This is a genomic window from Parashewanella hymeniacidonis, from assembly GCF_016900895.1.
Classification (GTDB): domain Bacteria; phylum Pseudomonadota; class Gammaproteobacteria; order Enterobacterales; family Shewanellaceae; genus Parashewanella; species Parashewanella hymeniacidonis.
The window spans coordinates 1-24,092 of the sequence record NZ_JAFEUN010000026.1; the positions used below are offsets into that span (position 1 = coordinate 1).

At 41.2% G+C, this 24,092-nt stretch carries 21 protein-coding genes and 1 pseudogene; 8 read left to right on the forward strand and 14 right to left on the reverse strand.

What is annotated here, in order from left to right:
• Positions 1–118: 118 nt before the first annotated feature.
• A complete protein-coding gene (locus JQC92_RS07205; protein WP_204999016.1) occupies positions 119–1,615 on the reverse strand; it encodes a hypothetical protein in 1,497 nt (498 codons plus the stop codon).
• Between the two features lie 98 nt (positions 1,616–1,713).
• The gene (locus JQC92_RS07210; RefSeq protein WP_204999017.1) at positions 1,714–2,115 is read right to left on the reverse strand and encodes an acyl-CoA thioesterase; all 402 of its coding nucleotides are present in this window, start codon (positions 2,113–2,115) and stop codon (positions 1,714–1,716) included.
• A gap of 229 nt (positions 2,116–2,344) precedes the next feature.
• Between JQC92_RS07210 and JQC92_RS07215 the strand changes: the two genes are divergently transcribed.
• Together JQC92_RS07215 and JQC92_RS07220 are read left to right on the forward strand one after the other, a co-directional pair.
• Positions 2,345–3,037 (forward strand): ankyrin repeat domain-containing protein, encoded by a 693-nt coding sequence (locus tag JQC92_RS07215; protein ID WP_204999018.1) that lies wholly within the window; start codon positions 2,345–2,347, stop codon positions 3,035–3,037.
• Positions 3,038–3,073: 36 nt separating this feature from the next.
• A pseudogene (locus JQC92_RS07220) lies at positions 3,074–3,979 on the forward strand (ankyrin repeat domain-containing protein); the annotation flags it as partial.
• 85 nt (positions 3,980–4,064) lie between these two features.
• Here JQC92_RS07220 and JQC92_RS07225 read toward each other — a convergent pair.
• From JQC92_RS07225 to JQC92_RS07240, 4 genes are all read right to left on the reverse strand, one after another.
• Positions 4,065–5,861 (reverse strand): AMP-dependent synthetase/ligase, encoded by a 1,797-nt coding sequence (locus tag JQC92_RS07225; protein WP_204999019.1) that lies wholly within the window; start codon positions 5,859–5,861, stop codon positions 4,065–4,067.
• A 69-nt stretch (positions 5,862–5,930) separates the two neighbouring features.
• A complete protein-coding gene (locus JQC92_RS07230) occupies positions 5,931–7,187 on the reverse strand; it encodes a hypothetical protein (RefSeq protein WP_204999020.1) in 1,257 nt (418 codons plus the stop codon).
• A complete protein-coding gene (locus JQC92_RS07235; protein WP_204999021.1) occupies positions 7,184–8,041 on the reverse strand; it encodes an ABC transporter ATP-binding protein in 858 nt (285 codons plus the stop codon). Before JQC92_RS07235 ends, JQC92_RS07230 begins: the two co-directional genes overlap by 4 nt.
• Positions 8,042–8,047: 6 nt before the next feature.
• Positions 8,048–8,422 (reverse strand): GntR family transcriptional regulator, encoded by a 375-nt coding sequence (locus tag JQC92_RS07240; protein WP_204999022.1) that lies wholly within the window; start codon positions 8,420–8,422, stop codon positions 8,048–8,050.
• Between the two features lie 119 nt (positions 8,423–8,541).
• On the opposite strand from JQC92_RS07240, the gene JQC92_RS07245 reads away from it, so the two are divergent.
• From JQC92_RS07245 to JQC92_RS07265, 5 genes are all read left to right on the forward strand, one after another.
• Positions 8,542–8,826 (forward strand): superinfection immunity protein, encoded by a 285-nt coding sequence (locus JQC92_RS07245; protein ID WP_204999023.1) that lies wholly within the window; start codon positions 8,542–8,544, stop codon positions 8,824–8,826.
• Positions 8,827–9,094: 268 nt separating this feature from the next.
• Complete coding sequence (locus JQC92_RS07250; protein WP_239480448.1) at positions 9,095–10,603, forward strand: alpha/beta hydrolase; 1,509 nt, start codon at positions 9,095–9,097, stop codon at positions 10,601–10,603.
• A gap of 3 nt (positions 10,604–10,606) precedes the next feature.
• Complete coding sequence (locus tag JQC92_RS07255; protein WP_204999024.1) at positions 10,607–11,341, forward strand: ABC transporter ATP-binding protein; 735 nt, start codon at positions 10,607–10,609, stop codon at positions 11,339–11,341.
• Entirely contained in the window at positions 11,341–12,474 is a 1,134-nt protein-coding gene (locus tag JQC92_RS07260) for an ABC transporter permease (protein WP_204999025.1), read from the forward strand. Before JQC92_RS07255 ends, JQC92_RS07260 begins: the two co-directional genes overlap by 1 nt.
• Before the next feature lie 54 nt (positions 12,475–12,528).
• Positions 12,529–12,786 (forward strand): hypothetical protein, encoded by a 258-nt coding sequence (locus tag JQC92_RS07265; RefSeq protein WP_204999026.1) that lies wholly within the window; start codon positions 12,529–12,531, stop codon positions 12,784–12,786.
• A gap of 296 nt (positions 12,787–13,082) precedes the next feature.
• Here JQC92_RS07265 and JQC92_RS07270 read toward each other — a convergent pair whose 3' ends face one another.
• Genes JQC92_RS07270 through JQC92_RS07285 form a run of 4 tightly spaced genes read right to left on the reverse strand, consistent with a single transcriptional unit; the run spans position 13,083 to position 15,456 of the window.
• Complete coding sequence (locus JQC92_RS07270; RefSeq protein ID WP_204999027.1) at positions 13,083–13,745, reverse strand: GNA1162 family protein; 663 nt, start codon at positions 13,743–13,745, stop codon at positions 13,083–13,085.
• Between the two features lie 2 nt (positions 13,746–13,747).
• Complete coding sequence (locus JQC92_RS07275; RefSeq protein ID WP_204999028.1) at positions 13,748–14,098, reverse strand: DUF4810 domain-containing protein; 351 nt, start codon at positions 14,096–14,098, stop codon at positions 13,748–13,750.
• Positions 14,095–14,427, reverse strand: a complete 333-nt coding sequence (locus JQC92_RS07280; protein ID WP_204999029.1) for a hypothetical protein — start codon at positions 14,425–14,427, stop codon at positions 14,095–14,097. Before JQC92_RS07280 ends, JQC92_RS07275 begins: the two co-directional genes overlap by 4 nt.
• 3 nt (positions 14,428–14,430) lie before the next feature.
• Positions 14,431–15,456, reverse strand: a complete 1,026-nt coding sequence (locus tag JQC92_RS07285; RefSeq protein ID WP_204999030.1) for a CsgG/HfaB family protein — start codon at positions 15,454–15,456, stop codon at positions 14,431–14,433.
• 215 nt (positions 15,457–15,671) lie between these two features.
• Between JQC92_RS07285 and JQC92_RS07290 the strand changes: the two genes are divergently transcribed.
• Positions 15,672–17,912, forward strand: coding sequence for a TonB-dependent receptor (locus JQC92_RS07290; protein WP_204999031.1), 2,241 nt, complete (start codon positions 15,672–15,674; stop codon positions 17,910–17,912).
• 426 nt (positions 17,913–18,338) lie between these two features.
• Here JQC92_RS07290 and JQC92_RS07295 read toward each other — a convergent pair whose 3' ends face one another.
• The 4 genes from JQC92_RS07295 to JQC92_RS07310 all read right to left on the reverse strand — a co-directional run bounded on the left by JQC92_RS07295 (position 18,339) and on the right by JQC92_RS07310 (position 23,956).
• A complete protein-coding gene (locus tag JQC92_RS07295; protein WP_204999032.1) occupies positions 18,339–20,864 on the reverse strand; it encodes a putative Ig domain-containing protein in 2,526 nt (841 codons plus the stop codon).
• A gap of 241 nt (positions 20,865–21,105) precedes the next feature.
• Positions 21,106–22,806 (reverse strand): GMC family oxidoreductase, encoded by a 1,701-nt coding sequence (locus JQC92_RS07300; protein WP_338049499.1) that lies wholly within the window; start codon positions 22,804–22,806, stop codon positions 21,106–21,108.
• Between the two features lie 2 nt (positions 22,807–22,808).
• On the reverse strand, positions 22,809–23,453 hold the full coding sequence (locus JQC92_RS07305) for a gluconate 2-dehydrogenase subunit 3 family protein (RefSeq protein WP_204999033.1): 645 nt from the start codon (positions 23,451–23,453) through the stop codon (positions 22,809–22,811).
• Positions 23,453–23,956: a TlpA family protein disulfide reductase gene (locus tag JQC92_RS07310; RefSeq protein ID WP_204999034.1), complete on the reverse strand. Its 504-nt coding sequence runs from the start codon at positions 23,954–23,956 to the stop codon at positions 23,453–23,455. Before JQC92_RS07310 ends, JQC92_RS07305 begins: the two co-directional genes overlap by 1 nt.
• Between the last annotated feature and the right edge of the window lie 136 nt (positions 23,957–24,092).

Consider the following 24,092-nt stretch of genomic DNA (forward strand, 5'->3'; position numbering starts at 1 on the left):
CGTGGTTTATCTGCGCTCGAAGTTATCTCTGAAATTGTTACGGCTGTAACACAACGTAAACCTTATCCAGATGTGTTTAACCTCACCAGCGATTAGTCAATACTACGCTGGTGAATGGTTACTCTAACTCTGCTATTGACGTATTATATGCCTTGAATGCTGCAACAAATTCTGGTTGTTCTTTTATGGCTTCTTCAGCGTCTTGTACATTGGCATATTTTCCAGCTTTTACTTCTTGTAATGCAACGATATGAAGTTTCTCATTCACAGCACCTACAACAGGAACCACTTTAACTTTCATATCTCTTTCAATCATTGATGCTTCAAATTCTTCTCGATTCCTTTTCGTATCATCGGCTAAACACGCACCTGAATATATCCTTCCAGCTAACGCTTCACTATTAAGGAAACCATCGGCTCGCTCACCTTTGGTATCAAAAAAGTTATCGTTATTTTTCGTTAATACCGCATAAAACCATTCTTTTTTTATTTTGACTGCAGTTAACTCCTGATCAGTAATGGCTTCCGTTGAATTGGTTAATACCACTACTTTACCTTTAGGATACCGAGCCATAAATTTATCGATACTTGTTTTTAACTCCTCCGGGTTCTTCATTTTCACGAGTGAAAATTCTTTTTCTTCCATATCTTTCGTATAATGCTGGGTTACATCAGTTAAAAAGACTTCATCCATATCTAAGAATAAAATGGGCTCTTCACCTAAGCCATAACTTTCAAAGTTATTAACAACTTCAGGAACACTCAATACTGGTCTTGAACTGAACCTAGATGTGTAACTCTCATCAATTGACGATATCGTTTCCGATGGAGAAACGGATATTGGTAAGGCCGATTTAATAACGGGTGATCTGTTACTATCACCAGTAACCCCTTCTTCATCATAAGATCCCTCTTCATCAGTGCTTAAGGTATAACCTTGTCGTATTTGTTTTGCTAATTGGAATATGTTTAGCGGTAAGCTTCCTTCCTCTTCAGGAGCGGCAAAACTTGAAGTATTTGAGTCGTCTACAGACTCATACATCTCATTTAGCCCTTGAGCTTTCGGCTCCACCTCAGTGTTTGAAAGTTCATTATTTTGTTTCTGAATCGTGCTTGTGAAACGAAGAGTGGCATCATTTGATGTTGCGCTGCTTGAAGACGAATCTTGCACAGCTTCACCTTGTAAGACGGAACCAACAACAATTGGAGTTTGGATACTTTGTAACACGTATTGAGCCGCAGTACTGGTTTCTCTTTGTTGAGCTGATGGATATAGTGAAAATTCTACAAAATTTGAAGCACTATCAGCTTTTTCATAATAAGGGTTCGAGGTAAATTTGCTTAATATGGCCCCTATTTCATTTTTTTGCTCTGACTCTAATTTCAATGCTGCCACGTTTTGCCAAAATTCAGCAAAGGCTGTTGACGCCATTTGATCGTCTTTACTGATAAAAGTACTCGTTTGTTGTTCATCAATTTCTTTGTTTTTTTTGATGACCGTAACTTGAAGTTCTTTTCCATTTTCCAAAGTTATAAAAATCTGTTTTAACTCATCGATATCATGAAGTGTCCATTGACCTGATTCATTGGCAACCAAAGTTAATGTTAAAGACATAATTTAACCAGCAATAAGACATAAATACTTGAATCTTAGCACCAAAACATTTATTGAAGGTGAAGCCTAAATGATCTTTTATTCATGTAATTAAGCATCTACTCGTGATAATCATTCAGTCTTTCTTTAATCTCTTCAGATAACTTCATACTGCTTTCATTCTCATAGTCATAGTGCACCATGGTCGTCCTCCCTTCTGCTGTCAGCTTTCCATCTTGCATACAGCGTTGATACACCTCAAAACTAGCGCTGCCAATACGGCTAATATTAGTAATAATCGTCACAGATTTACCGTAAAAGGATGGTGCAGAAAACGTGACATTGAAGCCAGCAAGGATAAGATTCCAATCCGCCATCTTCATGCTAGGAACAAAAATCTCAAAAATGGGGTCTCTTGCGGCTTCAAACCAAATTGGAATTACAGTGTTACTGATGTGCCCCATGCCATCGGTTTCACTAAAGCGAGGTGACAAGGTCATTTCAAACGTTTGTTTTAACATAGTATGTTCATTTAATTAATTTTTATTAACAGTGCTTAGCTGCAAAAAATAAAAAATATATTATTTTTCAGATTATTACAACGATCGAACTCTTTTGTATCTAAATCATTAATTAGACTTAATTTAGTATTTTATGATTCTAGTCTTACCTTATTCCTTGACTTGATTAAATAGTATGAGCTTTCTGTCTCTGTAACAGCACAGAATCTAAATAATTAAGGAGTTTGTAATGGCGTCATCAGCAGCCACATTCACTGTGCCAACTGAAATGACCTCTTTCAATTGTTCATCCAGTTCTCCTTCATATTCAAATGATAAAAAGATGAAAATAGGCTCAGGAAAAGAGTTTGTGGTTATGGAACTGAAAGATCTGACTACTCCTACCACCTCAGAGACTCATCAAGCTACAGTAAGTTTTTCTAAAACCCAGCCTCAAACCCCTTATGCTACTACTTGCATGACATCTCAATTAGAACTGGAGCGCTCAGTATCTTCTCACAGCCCTTTACCTTCAAGTCGAGATACTGAAAAACAAGAACAATCAAACCCTCTAGCCGAAGCTTGCAAGAATGGAAATATTGACTTAATCAAACTTGCAGCTCAATCAACAAATAGTGTTAACCATAGAGACGCTTCAGGTAATACCCCTATGGATTATGCAATCATATCTGCGATTGACAATAACAACACTGAAATATTAGAAGCGTTACTAAAAGTATCTCCAACATGTATTGAGTGTCTGTCTTATCAACATTGTGGACAACTCGTAGAAACTAACAACGTTGCTGCGATTGAACTACTCGCAACACATAAAGCTAACTTTAATCCTCCAGAGGGGTTTACCGGACAGACACTCGTTCACTTATCAATGCTTAAGCCAGACACGAGGATGCTAGAAGCATTAATTGACAGTCGAACCTGAAATGTCGATTATCCAGATGAGTCTGGCTTATCACCACTTCATTATGCAGCTGATAAGTCGATTCAACACGTAAAATTACTTATTCAAGCTGGTGCGAATCCCTACATTAAGAGTGAAAAAGCGCAGTGCTCACCGCTTCATTGTGCGGCAAAGAACTCTGACTCAATGTTTCTAGAAACCATGCTGAAATGCAGAACCCAGCACAGTTCACCATTAGATTCAGCTTGGCAAACGCCGCTTATGTACGCTTGCCAAAACCACTTAGGAAAAAATATTGAATTATTGTTAGAAGCTTGCCCAAATGATACACGCTTATCTGATCGCTGTGGCAAAAATGCACTTCAACTTTTAACAGGCGTCGCTAGCACCGATAGTAACCCAACAGAATATAGTTTATTAGCTACTTTTGCTAAAGACGAGCATGGTAGACAGTTGTTTAGAAATAAAACGAGAGATGGAAATACCCTCTTCTCCCTCGCTTTAAAAAATGAACATTTTCAGTTAGCACGTGACATGGTAAAACTTTCACAAGGTATTGGAGATACAACGGCCTTAGATTTAGGCTGGAGTGATCGACTGGCCTCTAATAATCAAATTATGTGCCGGCTAATAAGAATGAGGGATAATGACTTAATAAACGGCTGTTACGACCATATACTCTTTGCTAAGGAAGCGCGAGGAGGATATGGCAGCTCACCTATGGAATATGCTATTGCTGTAGGAAACTTTAAACTTGCGGCACATATCGCTGGAGATATAGATTTACCAATAACTTATAGCTGTTTTTTAAAATATGAGCGCCTTTACCAAGGCTCTACTAATCCTCCATCTCCTTCTCAGCTTTTAAACAGATTATGTGTAGATTTCCCGATGCAGGAGTGGCAGCATACAAGAATGGTAACCACTCTAAAAAACAGCCAAAAACTTTATGGCACGTTGTAAACGCAAACACGGCATAATTAATCGTCATTATAATGAGTGAGATGCCATTATAAAAATAAACGTCTCACTCCAATACCTAGAAATATTAGCGCTCATACATCATGCGAATTTCATCCGCATATTTGTTATATATGACTTTGCGACGTAATTTTAGAGTGGGTGTGATTAGCCCTGCTTCCATTGAAAACTCATCGGGTAACAGAGTGAACTTCTTGATTTGCTCGAAGCTAGCCAATTCAATTTGTAATTCGACTAAACGTTCTTCAAAATGGTGAATCACTTGGTTATGACGAAGTAGCTCCATCGTATTGCTGTATTTCAATCCTTGCTCTTTCGCCCACTCTTCGAGTGTTTCAAATGCTGGGACAATCAGTGCTGTGACATAATTTTTCGCTTCAGCTATCACGGCCACTTGCTCGATAAATGGACTACAACCCACCTTCCCTTCGACTCGTTGTGGTGCAATGTATTTACCGTTGGACGTTTTCATTAATTCTTTGATTCGGTCAGTGATAAATAGATTGCCTTCCTCATCAAACTCACCAGCATCACCCGTTTTAAACCAACCTTCATCATCAAAAACATTGCCATTTTCTTCAGGTCGCTTGTAGTAGCCTCGCATCACACTGCCACCACGGACGAGAATTTCACTGTTCTCACCAATCTTAACTTCTGTTTCAGATAATGGTTGGCCATTTGAACCAGGCATACGTGAATCAACGGTGTTACACGTTATAGTAGCAGTGGTTTCTGTCATGCCGTAACCGCACAGCAATGGAACATTCACAGCTTGAAAGAAGCGCTCTACATTAGCATCTAGTGCTGCACCGCCACAGGGCATAAAGACTAAATTGCCACCAAGAGCTGTTGTCAGCTTTTCAAAGACGAGTTTGTTCGCAATTTGCCATTTTAACGATAACCAAGGGTGCCCCTTTTGTCGCCCTTGGTTCGCTTCAAACTGTTGATAACCAACAGCAACCGCCCAGTTGAAAATGCGTTTTTTATTGCGAGAAGACTTAATCACTTTATCTTGAATGGCACTATAGACTTTCTCTAAAAATCGAGGAACCACGCAAAGAGTGTGCGGTTTGATATCAGCAATGGCCTCTTTTGCTTTGTGCGTATCGGTAAGATACACATTTCGCATGCCACGATATAATGCGTAAAAAGACCATGCACGTTCAAAGATATGGCTTAGAGGTAAAAAAGCTAATGAGGTATCACCTGCACGGACATTAAATTTTTTGTCGTGTTGTGAGATTGTCGAAGCAACATTTCTGTAATCTAACATTACACCTTTAGGTTCACCGGTTGTCCCTGAGGTATAAATCAGCGTGAGTAAATCATCAAGGTTACTGCTTTGCAAGCGGGCTTTGAGTTCACCATTTTGGTTCACATCGGTAGCCGACTGACACAAAGCATCGAAATGGCAATCTTGCTCTGATTCCAATACTGCCTCAGTATCAAAAACCACGGTGCGCTGTAATGTAGGGCATAAAGCTTTGAGTTCGAGCGCCATTTGATAGCTTAGTGCATCTTCAACAAATAACACACTGGCTTCGGCATCATTAATAATAAAAGCGGCTTGTTGAACGGTACTTGTCGGATAAAGAGGAACAACGACACCACGGGCTTTTAATATCCCTACATCTGCACAGGTCCATTGCGGGCAATTTCTCGACATAATGGCACATCTGTCTTGCGTTTGAATACCGTGTTCAATCAGCCAACTGGCAATTTGATTGGTGACATCTTCAAATCGTTGCCAAGTAACGGTCTTCCAATTGACAACGCAATCGTAGCCTTCAAGGGCGATTTCACTGCTTCGTGTTCGAGATTGCTTACGAAGTAAAGAAATTAAATGGTACTGCTCTAGTGACATATTTTTAGCTTACAAGTGTTCCGCTTTTTTTATATTGTACCGCAGCGTGGCAAAAACACCCAAGAGCTTTTACTCTAATCGTTCGTTCCACATTTTTTTTGCAGATATTCTAAATATCATTTCTGCTACTAGAATAAAAACCAAGTTTACCATGAGTGGAAGCATCGTTGCGGGTTCATCGGTAATCTGTTCTTGCCCTATCACAATCCAAATGCCCGTCATCATTACTGGCAACATGGCCAAGGTGAATTGCCACATTCTCGTTGCAAGTCCTGATAGCCCCATCATTAACATGGTTGCAGCGTAGCAAGCCATCAATATATGCAAGCCATTGTTTAGGCTAATATCATTTCGAGTAAAACTGCTGACAAGCGCCAAAATAAAAATATAACCACTAATAATGTAGGCCACTCTGCGTTGCGCAGAAGCAAATCGTTTTCGTAAATCACTTATGCCATTATGAATCGGTAATGTAATGAGTAACTCAAATGCCTGTGGTCTTTGTAATCTCCCCCAGTGAATCATCGAACCTATAATGACTGAAACCTGAAGCATCACAACAAATATTGGAAACTCCCAATTGAAATACAGACTTGAGCCCTCAGCAATCAAACACATCGTAGGAATAAGCACTAACATGCTACTCAAGGTCGGGCCGATAAAATAATTAGCAGGAAAGATAAAGCGTTCAAAAGCGGTTAACCATTTAAATGAAAGCTTCGGTGTCATCATCCAACAAGAATGCAGACCACTACTGAATACATTGATGGCACTTGCTGTCCAATTTAAACGACGGTGGGTGATGAATACTGCCAATGTGGTGATAATCATCAAGGTGTAAATCAGCCAGTTTGGTATTAATTCTGCAACGGATTGTGAGGCTAGATTTAATAAGTAAAAAACAGCTGAAGCATGAAAAAAACTGGGGTTATATCGGCAGATGACTAAAAACACATTACCAAAAATACCGGCTACTGACAGTACAGCTAACGCTTGCGAATTTAAGAAAATCCCGGCATAGCCAAAACCAAATACCATAACCAAGATGTAGATGATAAGGGCTTGTAACTGAATATGCTTATCAAAACCGGGCAGTAATACTTGCCATTCAGTACTTCTTAATCTTATCACTTGCCATGTAATGGCAATGCACATGGAAACAATAGTGAGGCCATACATCAATGAAAATAGTACCCCATCCTTGTCGGAAAGCATTGGAAATACCATCGCCATAATTGCCATGATCATGCCAGTACATAAAAAATTAGCTGATCCGACATCAAATAACCAAGTTCTAGTCATTCCTTGAAATGGGTTGCGCTTCATTGATGCAACTCCACAAATAAGTTTTCAAGGTTTAGCGATGACTCCGACAATACTCCCTGAACAATTAGATCTTTCCCTGATTTTTTTACCACCAGCTGATTCGCTTTTTTCGCCAGCACACAAATATGTTCTGGGATAATGAAGTCAGGTTCGACCTTCCAAACCTTAATGTGCTCGCGTAGGTTATCCATCTCATCAAACAACACTAACTGGCCTTCTTTTATCAAGGCTACATGGCTTGCGACCCGCTCTAAATCTGAAGTAATGTGCGACGAAAAGAGCACTGCACTCCCAGACTCTAGTGCTAATTCAAAAATATCACCCATAAACTGTCTACGGGCGATAGGGTCTAAGCTTGCAACCGGTTCATCCAACACTAACAGTTTTGGTCGATAGGCCATCGCCATGATGAGTGAGAGTGATTGCCTTTGACCTACAGAAAGCTTTTGTACTGACTGTTTTTCATCGAGCTGAAAACGATCTAACCAATATTGCTCAAGTTCTTTATCCCAATTTGGGTAAAAACTTGAATGTAAATCTAATGCATTCCTTACCGTAAATCCTTCATAACCGAATTGCTGCTGCGGAACATACCCAATACTTAACTTTGTGTCTGCTGATAGCTGAGTTGCAGGTTCACCTAATACACTAATAGTGCCATTAGTAGGCGCCATGATACCGAGAGCGCAACGTATTAAGGTTGATTTTCCCGCACCATTTTTACCTAATAAACCCACCACCATCCCTGGGTACAATTGAAGCGATAATTTATCAAGCGCAAGCACAGAGCCTGTGCCTTGCTTAAAGTATTTAACTACGTTATCAAAAGATAAAATCGCTTGTTCTTGTTCCATCGTTCATTATCCCTGCCATTTGTCTTTTAAGGCTTGTTGTAAGTCTTCTAGCGGTACGCCAAGTTGCTTTGCTTGCTCTACTAATTCTGTAATTGTTCTTTGCAACAATTCAATCCCTGAATGAGAGTGATTAGGCTGAGTTGCAGCAACACGAGTCGGTTGGCCACGTTGCCGAACAATCCAACCTTGTTCGACTAATTGTTGTATCGCACGCGACACCGTCATCGGGTTTACCGATAATAATTCTGCTATTTGTCTCACGGAAGGAAGGACTTGAGCGGGTTGTAACTGACCGCCCACAATTAAACGCACGATTTGCTCGTGTAATTGACGGTAGATTGGTTCCCCACTGCTGGGGTTGACATGAATGAGTTCTAGCATTAGCCTATTGCTACTGTATTAACCAATTAATACACTGATACACCAATACAGTGAGAATAGCATAGCTAATTCAGAAATCGTAGCGGGATTGGAAATTTAGTAAATAAAAGGATATTGAAATGGAATTTTTAAATGAGATCTTTACCAGCGAAAACTATGGCTTAATTGCTGCTGTAGCTGTAGTAACTATTTTTTTATGGTTTCTGCCTGCATTACTCGCACTCTTTTTTAACCGTAAGCACTTCAAACTCATATTAATTGCTTGTATACCTGCAGGTCTGTCAGTCATCGCATGGAGCGCACTCATGCTGTGGGCTACGACAGGAAAAGTTGCCAGTAAATATACCTCTATACCCATGATACCTGAAGATGCTCGATTTCAGCGAGAATGCACAACTTGTTAATCAAGGCGACAGTGTGCGGCAATAGTGAGCTATTGTTAGCACTGGCAACGAAGAGTAATAAGCTGTGCAACTCGCACTGCGTGGACTTCTCAGCGCCAATTCTTCTTTGTTACATTAGCTCGAAAGAATCCCGATATTCCTTCGCTAATGCGCCTCAAAGAATTGGCGCTGAAAAAGTCCTGAAACATGCATCTTCAAGTATCATGGGTATAAATTTAAAACACCAACAATTAAAGCTTCACGATAAACCGATAAAAAGGGAATCAACATGAAATCATGGAATCTTGCTTGTTCAGCATCCAAGCACAGAATGACGGCAGTGGTTGTGGCAATAGCGACAATGCTATATGTCAGTCATTCTAATGCCGAACAAACTCAGAATAAGCCTAAGACTAAGAGCTGTTATTTAAAAGGCATTTCTGATCGCTTGCAGTGTGGCAAGTTATCTGTGCCAGAAAACCCTAATAACGTTCAAGGTAAAAAGATTGATGTGCACTTCGCTATTTTACCAGCCGTTAAGAATACTCATCCCCAAGAAGCAATGCTTGCCATTGCGGGCGGCCCCGGTCAGTCCGCCATCGATAATGCTGCATTATTTGACAAAATATTAAGTGAGGTTCGTGAAAATCGTGACGTACTACTGATTGACCAACGTGGTACTGGACGATCGAACTTATTGAACTGTGATGAACAAAATTTGAATGCGCTTTCTTATAACGACGATGACATCGATATGGTTGCTGAGACTCAAAAATGCCTCAATAGCATTCATGACGAAAGCGACATCACACAATATACCAGTGACATTGCACTTAAAGACTTTGATGCAATTCGTGCACATTTAGGTTATCAAAAATTACATGTTTATGGCGTTTCTTACGGAACACGTATGGCTCAGTTGTACATGCGCCATTACTCGCAGAATCTGGCTACTGTCACATTAGATGGCGTAGTACCGATGCAGCATAGCGTATTATCCATTGGTGAAGTCATCGATCGTGCCGTTAAGTTGCTCATGAAAGATTGCCAAGAATCACAAAATTGCCACCAGGCCTTCCCTAACCTTGAGCAAGATCTTCAACGCGTTTCTCAACGTTTAAAAGACACACCTTTCGCTGGTAAAGTTTCTGACCCGTACACGGGTGAACAAACGGATTTACTCTTAACCCAAAGTAAATTTTTAGGCAGCGTTCGTCTGGCGTTATATAGCACCAGCACGCGCGCTTTATTGCCATATGCCATTCATCAAGCGACTAAAGAAAACTACCAACCGATTTTGGGACTTTATTCATTGACTGTCGGCGGCCTAGATTTAGCATTGGGTATGCATTCATCGATTGTTTGTGCTGAAGATCTCCCTAGAGTAACAACCGCTATGCGTGATAAAGCAGATAGCAGCTTCTTTGGCTCGACCATGCTCGATTCAATAGAGCAAACCTGTAGTGTATGGAACATGCCAGCAGTGAATGCTGATTTTTCAGCGCCAATCATGAGTGATATTCCGACTCTGTTACTCTCAGGTGAAATAGACCCCGCAACCCCACCAGCTTGGGGAGACTTAGCAACAGAAAAGCTGACTAACTATCAACACTTTGTTGCACCTTATGCGACTCATGGCGTTGCTGCACAATCTTGTGGTCATCAATTGATTGCCGATCTCGTGAAATCTGGTTCAGTTAAAGAGCTCGACGGTAAATGCCTTGATAAAGACGTACGCCGTAGCTTCTATCTTAATGCCAGCAGTGTTGAAGTATTCACAAACAAAGGTGAAAAATAAATCATGATTAACGTTTCTAACTTAAAAAAGAAAATTGGTGATGTTCAAGCACTCGATGATTTAAGTTTTACTGCCGAAAACGGTCAAATCACAGGGTTATTAGGCCCTAACGGTGCAGGTAAAACAACCTGTCTACGCACGTTATTTGGTTTACTGAAAGCGGATGAAGGTTTTGCAGAGATTGAAAACATTAACGTTGCTACAGATCCTATTGCCGCTAAGCAGCAGCTCGGTTTGTTCCCTGATCCTTTTGGTCTTTATGAACGCTTAACCCCAAGAGAATACATTCAGTATTACGCTGAGCTCAGTGGTTTATCGTCAACTGAAGCCAAACTCGCCACGACTGACGTGATCACACAGTTAAGCCTTGAAGATATTGCGGATCGCCGTTGTAAAGGCTTTTCACAAGGTCAACGTATGAAGACCGCATTGGCACAAGCCATTGTTCATAAACCAAGTAACATCATCCTCGACGAACCGACTCGTGGTCTCGATGTAATGAGTACACGTCAATTGCGTGATTGTTTACAAGCATTAAAAGCGCAAGGTCATTGTGTTTTATTTTCAAGTCATGTGATGCAAGAAGTCGCCGCTCTGTGTGACAAAGTCATTGTCATGGCAAAAGGAAAAGTGGTCGCCGAAGGCAGTCCGCAAGAGCTTTGCCAAATCACAGGAAAAGAATCACTCGAAGATGCGTTTATTGCGCTCATCGGAACGGATGAAGGAATTGCAGCCTAATGAACATGTTAAACACATTAATCAAAAAAGAACTCATCGATGCCATTCGCGATAAGCGTTCCGTCATGGCGGGTTTGTATTATGCCCTCGGTTCGCCACTGCTCATGGCAGGATTATTTATTGTGATCATTGGTCAAATGTCCAGTCCAGAAGATCTTAATATCAACATCAAGAATCCTGAGGGTGCCCCCGATCTTGTGCGCTTTTTAGATAACGCAGGGATCACCCACTCTGAAGATGAAAAACGTAAAGACATCACGCTCGTGATCAGTGATGAATATGCAAAGAGCATGTCACAAGGTCAACCAGCCGAAGTCATCATCATTGCAGATACTTCAGAGCAGAAGCTGCAATCATCGATTCGCAGACTCAAAAGAAACTTGCAAGTCTATAGCGGTGAAATGGGCAGTTTGCGATTGATTGCTCGTGGTATCAACCCAAGTATTGTGCAGCCATTAAGTGTTCAAGTTGAAGATCAATCCACCTCAGACTCTAAAGGCAGCTTTATTCTGAGAATGGCCATATTTATGATGCTTTACGCTGTATTTATTTCGGGAATGAATCTCGCTATTGATACCAGCGCAGGCGAACGTGAACGTAATTCTCTTGCTTTATTGCTAAGCCATCCGCTTACGACAGGTCAAATTGTTATGTCGAAAATTGCGGCAGTCTCGATTTTCGCTTTGGGTGGCTTACTGCTGACCTTAATTGTATCTAAATTTGCCTATCCATTGGTGCCTTGGGAAGAAATGGGGTTCAGTATCAATTTCAGTTTTGAGTTCATGGCTCTCATGTTGATTGTTTCTATACCTGTGGCTTTAATGGCGGCGACACTACAACTGTTCGTCTCATTCTTGTCAAAAACCTTTAAAGAAGCGCAGTCATACTTGTCATTAGTCCTTATTGCACCCGCAATGGTATCAATGGCAGCGGCTTACAATATTGCACCTGAAGTCTTCCAGTGGCTGCCATTATCAGGGCAGCAACAAGCCATGACCTCATTCATTCGAGGAAATGGTTTGCCGATTCAAAAATTGCTGGCATCGACTGGCGCTACGCTCGCCATTGCTGCGGCATTGTGGTTCGGTATGAAACAATCGCTCAAGAGCGAAAAAATTGTATTTGGATTGTAATAAGACGTTGTGCCGCTCTGTATGGGTGGCACACAAAAATGGAGAGCGATAATTATGGACGATAATACGACACTGGTACTTATTTTTGCCGTCATCTTTGGGTGTGAAGCTTTATCCCGGCATTTAAGAACCAAACAAGCAACAGCTAAACAAAAGCAGAGTAACTTAGCTTTAGAAGCCGAAATTCAGCAACTTAATGCTAATCAAACTCAATTGATTGAACGGATTCAGACTATATACCCATACCTGAAGATGCTCGATTTCAGCGAGAATGCACAACTTGTTAATCAAGACGACAGTGTGCGGCAATAGTGAGCTATTGTTAGCACTGGCAACGAAGAGTAACACGCTGTGCAACTCGCACTTCGTGGACTTCTCAGCGCCAATTCTTCTTTGTTACATTAGCTCGAAAGAATCCCGATTCCTTCGCTAATGCGCCTCAAAGAATTGGCGCTGAAAAAGTCCTGAAACATGCATCTTCAAGTATCATGGGTATAGAAGCCATTGTCACCAATGATGGTTATCAATTGAAGCAGGAAGTGAAGAAGTTAGCCTGAACATAAAAAGCTAAGCAACCTCGTTGCTTAGCTTTTTATTAAACGAAAGAATTATTGTTTTACTTTTCTTTCTAATACGGCAACGTCTTTTTGATCTAGTGCGTGCCTTGGATGGTATTTACCTACAGGCATCGTATGAATTATTTGACCGTTAACTGCTCTCGCTACAGGCACATAGTCCTGGTTTGCCGTTTGAATTGCCGTCGCAATTAAATTCAACAATCCATTACCAGTGTTTCCAGACGTATCATAAACAATCGTTGAATCATAAAACCAAACTCTTTGTTTGCTTTGTGTGGAAAAGAGCTCAATCTTCGCTGAAACCGTAACATTTCCGGCTAACACATTATAATTAGTATCCCACTGCTTTAACGTCACAAAAAGAACCGTATCTACACCAAACAGCTCTTTATACTTATCTAGGGGTACTTGGGCTGCTTGCGCACCATCAGAAATCCCTTCTCTAGCAAGAAACTTCTGTGTATATGGCACAGATAATACGTAATAACCAGCCTCAGCCAATGGGTAAGCCACTGTCGTAGAATACAAATTAATGGCATCAGCTGCGGTGGTATTATTGATAGCAGGCACAACCAGTACTGATACAGGCTTTTCGTTATACACTTTTGGGAAAGCTTCTTCTTTTGTAATGTATTTTGGTGCCTGACAACCAGTCAGAAATAGCGCCATGACCAAGAATAAAATCCGTTTCATTGTTATAGACTCCCAATTTCTCTCATTGCTAATTTAACTGCAGTCTTTGACTCAGGAAAAAGCTCTGTCTCTTTAGCAAGGTGTGCTTTTGCGACATCTAAATTACCTGTTTCAGCTTCCATCATTGCCAACTCATAATGAATGCCAGGTGCGACTTTCTTATTTTTCTCTGCTGCAGTAGTGATGATATTCTTTAGTTCATCCATGTGAGCTTTTTTAGTTTCGTCTGTAGGCTCTTTCGTATAATTATAAAGCGTATGATTATAGTCACCCCAATGGTATAAGGTATTGGTCGCCTTACAACCGACAAGTCCGATAGCTAAAATCATGAATGCGATTGTTTTTAATTTCATGGTACTTTCACCTCAAAAACATTTGAATTAGAGACATAAATCTTACGATTTACGATTAACGTTCCATCTCTTGAAACCTTGATAGAATGTGTGCCAGTCTCAATAGGGAACCGAACAACCTCTTCATTATCAATTTCGAATGCGTCTATCTTGTCTTCTGAAATCAAAACAGGCGTCTGATTATCAACGCTAACTGTCGTTCCCCAAAAATTACCAGAAAACTGAATGAAGGCGCCTTCAGCTGTTTGCGTAGAAGCCTTATAACTCGAACCGCAACCAACAATTAAAATCATTAAAATAGCTGAACAGAAGTACTTAAGTGTTTTCATTCTTTACTCCTTTTCCCTTACGATATAGTCCATTAATTTATCTTTATTCACGGCTCCTGAAATTACCGTTGCCATACTTAATTCGTTCTCACCTTTTCCCGAAAAAGCAATCACTTGAACTTCCGCAACTTTTTTACCTGGTAATTCAACGAGCATTCCTGTTTGCGGGTTCTTGACTTGCTTACCCTTCACTAAAACATCAAACGTATCGTTTTTCTGTATCCCTTGCTTTTTCCCACCAGACATAAAATAGGTACCACTGTCTTCTGCGAGTAAATATGACTGCCAAGGTGCATCGAGTAAATTTTCCATTACATTGGAAACAAGCTTAGAAATGGCTGCAGATAAAGCATTGTCGTCAAGTTGTGCATCATAACCAGCGGTTTTACCCACGCCTAAAGTGCGACTTGCTTCAGATGTTGCTTCACCAGAAGCCTCTTGAGAAAAGACGACCTGCTTAGTTTTCGTGTTCACAAGGCGAATATTGACGGTGACTTTAGCTTTTTGAATCTTATTTCGAGAAAAAACACCAACGTCACTGGTCGTTGCTCTGCCATACTCAGATACTGAACCAATAATTAAATAATCCGCTCTTGGTGACATACTTTCAGTCTTATGGACCGATTTTTGACTACCAAAAACCGTGGTTTTTTTGCCATTCTTCTCTGTTGTTTCAATTACTGCATTTGATAACTCTGGCTGCATCTCTTGATCTACGAGGGCTGCATCGGTTCTCTCAAGAACAATGAACTTTCCAGAATCAGTTAAGCGCGCACTTAAAATATCACTCGCTTGTTTTCCAATTCGGTTGTTATTCCGATCGAGTAAAAAACTATTTCCACGTTTTGTTTCATCTGAAAATCGAGCAATCGCCACTACTCGTTTTAGTCCTTTCTGATCTGGCTGAGCTAATGTTTTACTCACTTGAGGTTGGTTACTGAGGGGCTTGTTTACTTTAGGTTTGGTTGAGCTAACACAACCCACAGTAATAAGTAGAGGAACAGCGCACATTATATATTTAAGTTTCATTCATCACGTCTCCTTCGCAATTTCGACACAAATTGTAACACCGACAACTTAAATAGAACAGGAATCCGTATAAGCAAGTCATTATGCATATACGAATCAAATAAGCTCGCCCAAAACTGATTTTAAAGTTAAAAACATTGCATAAAAAATCTTTCAATGTTACATTCCGCAACCTGAATAAATACTTACTAATTTTAATTTTTTATGAGGCAGAAATGAAGTTTCAAAATCGTCGTTCTTCTATGGCAGTTGTTATCTCTGGTATTCTTGGTTCATCAAGTTTCTCTTCTCCAGTAATGGCTGAGGAATTTGCTGGCATTGAGCGCATTCAGGTTACAGCTTCTCGACGATTGACTTCAGTGGAAGACTTGCCATACAACATCAGCGTTTCGGATAGTGACAGTCTTGCAAAAGCAGGAATCACCGATCAAGCTGAACTTGGTTTAACCATTCCAGGATTGACTGTTGTTGATACTGGAGCGCGTAACGATTCACCTATGATGATCCGTGGTTTATCTGTAGACGAACTGTCAGCGAATGATGGTGGCGGCAATGGCGGCACAGTGTCGGTTTATATCAATGACACACCGATGCTGGTTGATCTAAGCCTGCTCGATATCAATCGAGTCGAAGTATTGAGAGGCCCGCAAGGGACACTTTATGGTGCGGGTTCTTTGGGGGGTACTCTTAAGTACATTTTAAATCAACCGGAGTTGGACGAAAACTCGCTATCGGTCTCAAGCAGACTATCCCATATTGATCACAGTAGTGGCTTAAGCCAAGAGTATCAGGCCATTGGAAATCTCGCTGTTATCGAGGATAAACTAGCCATAAGGTTAGCCTATAACTGGACTGAAGATCAGGGTTTCATTGATTACACAGAGGTACTTTCTGATCCACAGCAAGATGTGAATAAAGAAAACACCAAAAATATCAAATTAGCGTTAGCTTATTCATTTAATGATGAAATCTTAGCCACCTTAACTCATATTCAACAACAACAGAAAGTCGGAGGCCGCCAGGCTGTTAACTCTGAGTTTACTGGCAGCAAGTTTGCCAATGCCGCACGGTTTATCGAACCTGCGGATAAGGATGTCACCATGGATACTCTGGAAATCAGTTGGCAAGGTGATGCATACCGTATCGTTTCATCAAGCAGTTACAGTCAGCTCAAGGATCTCGGACAACGAGATCAAACCGATTTACTGACCACCTCAATTTGGCCCGGTTACGGTGACTACGAAGATTTTAGGGCTTATACCCGTGATACAACAGATAACAGTAACTTTGTACAAGAGCTCAGATTGCAGTATGACGACTCCGATCTAATCAACTGGACGGTTGGTTTATACTATGCAAACGAAGACAATAACGGTCAATCCATCGAATTTACTCCCGGCTATCCAGAGTATCTTGGTTTAGAACGCCCAGACAATATCGAATATTATTCCGATGCCTCAGAGAAGGTCATTGAAAAAGCCCTCTTTGGCGAATTAACGTGGTTTGTGACTGACGACTGGAATTTAACGTTAGGAGCCAGATTTTTCGACCTTGAACAATCTTCTTATCAATGTCTGGATTTCCCAATTGATGAAGGGATGGCAGGTGATGAATTTAGTTTTGAATGCAGTAATGGCGCGGGCAGTAACCAAGATTCTATTTTTAAGTTCAGTTCATTTTATGAAGTGACTGATGACTTTAACTTTTATCTTACGATGTCTGAAGGTTTCAGACGTGGCGGTTCAAATGGTGTTCCCGAAGGCGGTCAAGTTGATTTCACAGAAGATGAGAAAAGCTTTGATCCGGATTCAGTAACCAACTATGAGCTCGGTTGGCATGCCACCATGTTTGATAATAGCTTAGCCATTAATGGTAGTCTGTATCATATTGATTGGACAGATCTTCAACTCTCAGGAAAAACGTCTGAAGGCGCAATTCCAATTACCGTTAATGGTGGCAGTGCCACGTCACAGGGACTGGAGTTGGAAAGTGTTTGGGTACCGATTTCAGGACTTCAAATCACAGCCGGCTATGCCTATACCAGAACCAAGTTATCTGAAGATGCCCCATCACTTGATGGTTTCAATGGCGATCATGTTCCCGGTGTACCCACCCATGAAGGCAGCATTACTGCAAGCTTTGAGCATAGCTTAGGCCACGACTGGAATGCGCAATGGTTTGCTGGATTATTCATGAAAAGCTCTGTGACGACGAGAGTGAATAGTCTGGTCGGGACTAAGAATGAAGATAACCAAACGTTAGCAGGCTTTGGGATTGTTAATTCATCCGTTAAATTCACTAAAAATCAATGGGGCTTGAGACTATTTGCTAACAACCTACTGAATAAATATGCCATTGTCGGCGCTAGAGGTAAACGTGATTATGGCGAACAAGGGCAACTGCTGTTTATCAACAAACCAAGAACAGTCGGAGTTGAGCTAAGTTACCAATTCTAAATCCATTCGCAGAACAGATGCTCCTTGTCTATGACTAGCATCTGTTCTGCAAACCATATAATTTCATCTACGCTTATAGCTACCAACTCTGTCGGATTTATTTCATTAAAGCATTTGTCGAAGGAGTGACAGCATGAGCGTTAAACCCTACCTAGTAGCCTGTATTTCGTTAGTATTATTATCGGCCTGTGGAAGTGATAATAAAAAGTGAACCAAACGCCAGTGTGCAATTGTATTATGAGCTTATTGCTGTAAACCAAGCTAGGGAACACGTTTCAACCAAACTTTTTTATGAAAATGAAACTTATTCTCCAGAGATGGATGGCAGTAAGGGTCGAATCCAAGGGCATGTATGGGAGATGCTCATACCTGAATAACGGTGTAACGAGCGGATATAAAGGAGAGCCAAGGCTCTCCTTTTAAGTGTTATTTATCCGTGTTGTAGTACTTACTGTTAATCAGACCTTTTACTATTGCATCGAGCGTATCTCTAGGTATCAATTCAGGCGCTCTAGCTTGCGGAACAAAGCCATCATCAATATCATCGAGCCACTCATTTTTAACCTCGATTGTTGCATTAAGCTCATCATCAACATTAATATCCAACACATGCCAATATCTCTTAACGCCATCAGCTGGTGGTTGCATGATAATCAACTCGTTGTTAAAAATAATTTCAGTACGAGTCGATGCGGGATCCATCATTGGGCGACCTGAGTAATTATGAATGATGTATTCATACTTACCTGCTACAGGAAATTGAGGAATGGATATCACTTCTGGTCCATAGCTTGTTACATCATCAACATCTAAATGAATGACCGTATCTTGGATAACCACACTCGTATTGCCAAAGTATACGTGTTCAAACGCATTTTCACCGTAACGGATCAGTAGATGTGAATCCAGATCAGTCGGGGTTTCCCCCCACGTTAACGTCATCTTAGTCAATGCGTCAGACAAAACGATACACGCCTCAAGGGTAATATCTTCACGCGCAGTACTTTGAATGAAAGTACGACTTTGACTGCCACTAATCGCTGAAATCAACACCGTTGAATCGATTCTCACTGGCAGAGTAAAGTTTCCATCAGCATCGGTAAAGCTATCAGAAGTACCCAGATAATTTCGACCTTCAGAAGTAAGACGAGCGCCTTCTATTCGAGTGCCATCTGAATCAACAACACAGCCCCTGATGTAAATGGTTTCATAAATGATATCAGCATTCCAAGTCGTGAAATGAGAAACGGTTCCTTGGTAATATTGAGCATCACCATTGGTCATTAGGGAAGCTTCGCCCTCTTCTACCCAAACACCTGCGACCGAATCATAATAATAAAGCGGAATAGTCTCCGGTCTTAAAAGTGCATTACCCGTTGCTGGAATTCTAATGGTTGCAGGTTCACTGCCATTAAACTCCACATTATTGCCTTGTTCGTCATTAAACGTCACCGTGATCGCACCAAAGGACTCTATTGGTTGTTGTTCACCATTTTCATCCACCGTAACCATGTCTCCAGGCATAAGATCGATATCTAATTCTGGGTTAATAATGGTAATTTGTGCTTCAACGGCTGATGTAATGGCATCACCATTTTGATCAACAAAACTATTCTGCGGTATCGAAGCAACACTAAAGTCTTCAACCATTAGTTCAGTTTCATTGGTAGGATCAAATGATTGACTGGCATGAACGGGTTGCAACAGCAAATTATGAAAAGCATTGAACTCTTGTGGACTGATCGTTTGTGCACTCTCTGCATATCCCATTTTTTTAGCTGATAGTGTTATACGCTCGGCTTCAGCTAAATGAATATCTTGAATTTTAAATGAAAATTGCCCTGTTTCATCAGATACGATTTCTGAGAGAACCCCAAGGCCTTCTGATGCCCTGAGTGTTGTATCTGCAAGCTGATCGCCATTAAAATAATTACGAGCTTGACCATTAATTCGAACAAAAACTTGTTCTTCTATTTCAATCGATACATCAACTGGCTCTACTCCGTCTTCACCGCCATCGCTAACACGCACGACAAATGTATAAGTATGGGTACTTTGCGCTGAAGCCGTAATAGTGAGCAAACCAGTGTCACTAATTTCAAGTCCACTGGGTGCCGTGATCAACTCAAAATTAATGTCTTGCTCAATATTGGTATCATCGACATCTGCCACATCAAGCTGATAACGCCATTGCTGTCCGGTCTCAATAAACTGCTTTTCAACCATGGCAACCATAGGGGCGTCATTCACTGGCGTGACCGTTATTTCAAGTGCTTGAGTCGTGACGCTGACTCCATCTTCTCCGCCATCTCGAACTTCAACCGTCACAACGCCAGATGACAGTATGCCTTCTGTAGCCGTCCAGGTGATTAAGCCAGTTTCTGACACCTGCATTCCTTCAGGGGCATCGACTAACGCAAAAACAATATCAGTACCATTATTCTCATCATCAGAATCTGACACTGCTATTTGCTGCTGATACAGAATATCTTCTGTCGCCGCAGTAGAAAATTCAGCTGTGATTTGTGGAGCATCATTAACAGGAGTAACCGTCACCATAAAGCTTTCTGTTGCCGCTGATGCTCCATCTTCACCACCGTCAGCCACGCTTACACTCACTTCACCAGAAGTTAATATGCCTTCAGCTGGTGTCCATGTGATGATGCCGGTATCCGAAACACTCATTCCATCAGGTGCATTATTTAACGTGAACGTTAAACCACTCTGATCATCATCGGGATCTGTAACGGCCAGCGTATAGCTGTACTCAATATCTTCAGTTGCTGTAGTGGGTGCTAGGGAAGTAATCGTTGGTGCTGCATTTGTTGTGACAGGAACAGGTAATGGTACTGGTGGTTCTGGTTTTTTATCATCGCTACCACCACAAGCTGCAAGTGTTAATGATATCAATGAAGCGCATGTTAATTGTTGCCATCGAAACTTAAATTCCATTTAAGTATTCTCCGTTATAATTATTGCTTTTTGCCCAATCCGTTAGTTTTAATCGTTGTTAACGTACATTTCACTTCACAGATTGCACCGTGTCTACACCTACCACTTAAATAGGTATTTACTATCATATTTATGCAAATACTCTAAAACAACCCTATGTAACAATAATTTAACACTTTGTTTTATCGAAAAAGTAGCTAGAACCCAGCACTCAGCAATAGGTTCTAGCATTAACTGTGGTTTACTGCAGATGAGATATAATCTTTTCGGCTACTCTAAAAGCATTAGCATAAATGGTCATTGTGGGAGTGATACTGCCGCCATTTGGCATAAAGCTTCCATCTGTGACGAAGACATTGTCGCAATCGTGCACTTGGCAATTGGCATTTAACACCGACGTTTTTGGATCATTACCGAATCGACAGCCACCAGCGACGAGATTAGAGGTTGGTTGAGTAAAAACATTACCGTATGCTTCATCAGCGCCCATCGCTTTCATCACTTCAACACCTTTATCTACGAGATACTGAGCGACTTTAATATCATGCGGATGGAATCCGGCTCGAACTTTTGCGACTGGAACACCCCATACGTCTTTTTCACTATCATCTAGGCTTACAAAGCAATCATCATGAGTTAACCAATCACAAAACACTTCAAATTTAAAATCTTTCGATTGCGTGAAATGCGCTTTGATTTTTTGTTTGAGTGGCGTCCCCCAGAGTAGTTCACCATTAGATTGCCATTTCAAACCACTGATCTCTGCAGTGGGTGACGGTGGGTCAAACACAAAATCCAACGTCCCTCCTTTTAAAGGTTTGTCACTCAGTGATTTATCTTCAATTTCATACCAGTCCTGTAAGAAGCGATTGAAGAACGGCCCTCTAACCTTGAGGGCATTGGCTTTATTGCGCGCTAATTTTGTTAAGTCAAAAATCCCATGGCCCGTCCCACCAGCGCAGCAATGAAGGTTTTTACCAACTTGCCCATGATTATTCCCTAAGCCTCTCGGGTGTTTCTTTCCAACACTGGTCAACAGTAATCGAGCACTCTCAATTGAATAGCAAGCTACAACAAATTTCTTCGCCGTTAATGATTGAGACTTTGTCTCTGAAACAAAGTAATCAATAGTGGTTGCCTGACCATCATCATCCGTCTGAATGCGATAGGCTTTGGCACCAGTAAGCATAGTAAAGTTGGATTTATGTTTTATTCTATCGATGAGTGAGGCTCTTGAGCTGGCTTTAGCACCTGAATTGCACCCATAGCTGCCACAGTATCCAGAGTATTCACAACTACGTCGCTCTCCTTTAGGTTGCGATAAAATACCTCTGGCCATTGGCAGCGGTGTAAACCCAAGCTCTTTGCACGCATTATCAAAGTACTTTGATACAGGGTGTTCAGCGGTGGGTGGCATCGGGTAATCAGGCTGGCTTCTTGGCTCTAAAAATTTGTGAGGTTGCACCTTGCCTGAAACACCAATGACACGCTCGACTTTATCGTAATAGGGTTCAAGCTCTTCATAGCTTATCGGCCAATCCACAATATTTGCGCCTTTGATGGCACCGTAGGAAGACAACAATTTAAAATCATTTGGTTTTAAACGATGAAAGTAAGCGCTCATAAAATTGCTGGCGCCACCGACAACATTTCCTCCCCAGAATTGACTCGTCGTATCGCGGCTCCAACCACCCTCACCATCCGGTTCTTCTATGACGTGTCGCTCTTTATCGTGTTGTGACTTAAATATCCTGTGTCGACCTAATTGTTCATCTTTTTTAAAATGTTGTTCGTCGTACCATTGACCTTTTTCCAACATGCAGACCTTGAACCCAGCATTCACCAGTTCATAAGCGATTGGTCCTGCACCGGCACCACTACCAATGATACACACATCGAAATCAGGTTCCGCTCGCATTGCTTTTGTTATTGTTTTTCTCACGCTTACGCTTCCTCAAATACTCGATAATGGGTTTGCGAATTCGGCCTAGGAAAACCAGCTTGGTGTTCTAGCCACTTCCAGCCTTCTCCCTTCGTATTACCACCATAGAGTGGATCTAACGTGACGGCTTCAAGTAAGTAATACAATAATAGTGATAACCAATTCTCGCCGGATTGACTGCCATTGATTCTATGGAGTAACTCGGCTTGTTCAGCAACGCTCATTTCTAGAAATGGTTTACTAAAGTGTTTGTTAGCGGACTCATCTAGCCAAATCGTCCCTTTAATTAAAAAAGCTCTGTCACCATCTTCTTGATTATCTGGATCATTGAGCGCCCATTGTAAATAACCAAATGCATTCAGATCATGCGCTGAAGGGCCATCACCATCATCGGGAAATAAATGCAGTTGTACTTGTTTAATCAGTTTTGTTTGTAAAGGATTAAATTCGGCGGCTTGGGGTAAAAAAGCGGGTGATAATGGCTCAACGACATCGCCTTCAAAAGACTGCTCTGCACTCAATGAAGGCCGAGTCAGACCTGCCCCTGCAAGGACGGCAAACGCAGTAGTCCCTTTTAAAAATGCTCGTCGAGAAAGTCCTTTTGCGAATTTCGGGACACGGTGTGTTTGAAATATCGACTTTATCATTAGCACACCTCCGGCAAGCATGGCTTTGTCCAAGCATCTAATGACTTAGCAGAAACCTGCGGTATTTTGTCTCTATGTTGTATCCTGCCATTGATGTCGATGATGAACTCGGTTGGCGAGCCCCAGACATCAAATAAATCGGTAATCGTCGCATTATCATCAAAGGCCATAGGGTAATCAGTTTGGTGCTGCTGCTGGAACGCACGAATTAACTCTTTGTCGTCGCTCCAAGAGGTATTGACGGCTAATATTTCTAGCGCTTGTCCATACGTTCTTGCAAGCTCGTTTATCGTTGGCACTTTCTGAATACAGTAGCCGCACCAGGTATTCCAAAAGATCAAATACACTGGTTTTTTACCTTGATAATCCGCAAGGTGAAATTGAGTGCCATTAAGCCGCTTAATCGTGAAGTTTGGCGCTTTATCCCCAACACTTAAACTCTGTTGAGCCGTTGCTAACATGGGTGTTAACAATAAACACAGAGATAGGATAACTTTTAGCATACCTTTGCCTTGTCTTTGATGGTTACTTAAGCTTAGTGAGTTAGAAAGGGAGTCTCCATAAATTTATTCAAAGATTTTTTTCCGATTAACGGAAACATGATCTAAAACAAAAAAAGCCAATGAGTATGGCATTGGC

Coding starts and splice junctions, on each gene's coding strand:
- JQC92_RS07205 (WP_204999016.1), bottom strand. CDS start 1,615: ATGTCTTTAACATTAACTTTGGTTGCCAATGAATCAGGTCAATGGACA.
- JQC92_RS07210 (WP_204999017.1), bottom strand. CDS start 2,115: ATGTTAAAACAAACGTTTGAAATGACCTTGTCACCTCGCTTTAGTGAA.
- JQC92_RS07215 (WP_204999018.1), top strand. CDS start 2,345: ATGGCGTCATCAGCAGCCACATTCACTGTGCCAACTGAAATGACCTCT.
- JQC92_RS07225 (WP_204999019.1), bottom strand. CDS start 5,861: ATGTCACTAGAGCAGTACCATTTAATTTCTTTACTTCGTAAGCAATCT.
- JQC92_RS07230 (WP_204999020.1), bottom strand. CDS start 7,187: ATGAAGCGCAACCCATTTCAAGGAATGACTAGAACTTGGTTATTTGAT.
- JQC92_RS07235 (WP_204999021.1), bottom strand. CDS start 8,041: ATGGAACAAGAACAAGCGATTTTATCTTTTGATAACGTAGTTAAATAC.
- JQC92_RS07240 (WP_204999022.1), bottom strand. CDS start 8,422: ATGCTAGAACTCATTCATGTCAACCCCAGCAGTGGGGAACCAATCTAC.
- JQC92_RS07245 (WP_204999023.1), top strand. CDS start 8,542: ATGGAATTTTTAAATGAGATCTTTACCAGCGAAAACTATGGCTTAATT.
- JQC92_RS07250 (WP_239480448.1), top strand. CDS start 9,095: ATGAAATCATGGAATCTTGCTTGTTCAGCATCCAAGCACAGAATGACG.
- JQC92_RS07255 (WP_204999024.1), top strand. CDS start 10,607: ATGATTAACGTTTCTAACTTAAAAAAGAAAATTGGTGATGTTCAAGCA.
- JQC92_RS07260 (WP_204999025.1), top strand. CDS start 11,341: ATGAACATGTTAAACACATTAATCAAAAAAGAACTCATCGATGCCATT.
- JQC92_RS07265 (WP_204999026.1), top strand. CDS start 12,529: ATGGACGATAATACGACACTGGTACTTATTTTTGCCGTCATCTTTGGG.
- JQC92_RS07270 (WP_204999027.1), bottom strand. CDS start 13,745: ATGAAACGGATTTTATTCTTGGTCATGGCGCTATTTCTGACTGGTTGT.
- JQC92_RS07275 (WP_204999028.1), bottom strand. CDS start 14,098: ATGAAATTAAAAACAATCGCATTCATGATTTTAGCTATCGGACTTGTC.
- JQC92_RS07280 (WP_204999029.1), bottom strand. CDS start 14,427: ATGAAAACACTTAAGTACTTCTGTTCAGCTATTTTAATGATTTTAATT.
- JQC92_RS07285 (WP_204999030.1), bottom strand. CDS start 15,456: ATGAAACTTAAATATATAATGTGCGCTGTTCCTCTACTTATTACTGTG.
- JQC92_RS07290 (WP_204999031.1), top strand. CDS start 15,672: ATGAAGTTTCAAAATCGTCGTTCTTCTATGGCAGTTGTTATCTCTGGT.
- JQC92_RS07295 (WP_204999032.1), bottom strand. CDS start 20,864: ATGGAATTTAAGTTTCGATGGCAACAATTAACATGCGCTTCATTGATA.
- JQC92_RS07305 (WP_204999033.1), bottom strand. CDS start 23,453: ATGATAAAGTCGATATTTCAAACACACCGTGTCCCGAAATTCGCAAAA.
- JQC92_RS07310 (WP_204999034.1), bottom strand. CDS start 23,956: ATGCTAAAAGTTATCCTATCTCTGTGTTTATTGTTAACACCCATGTTA.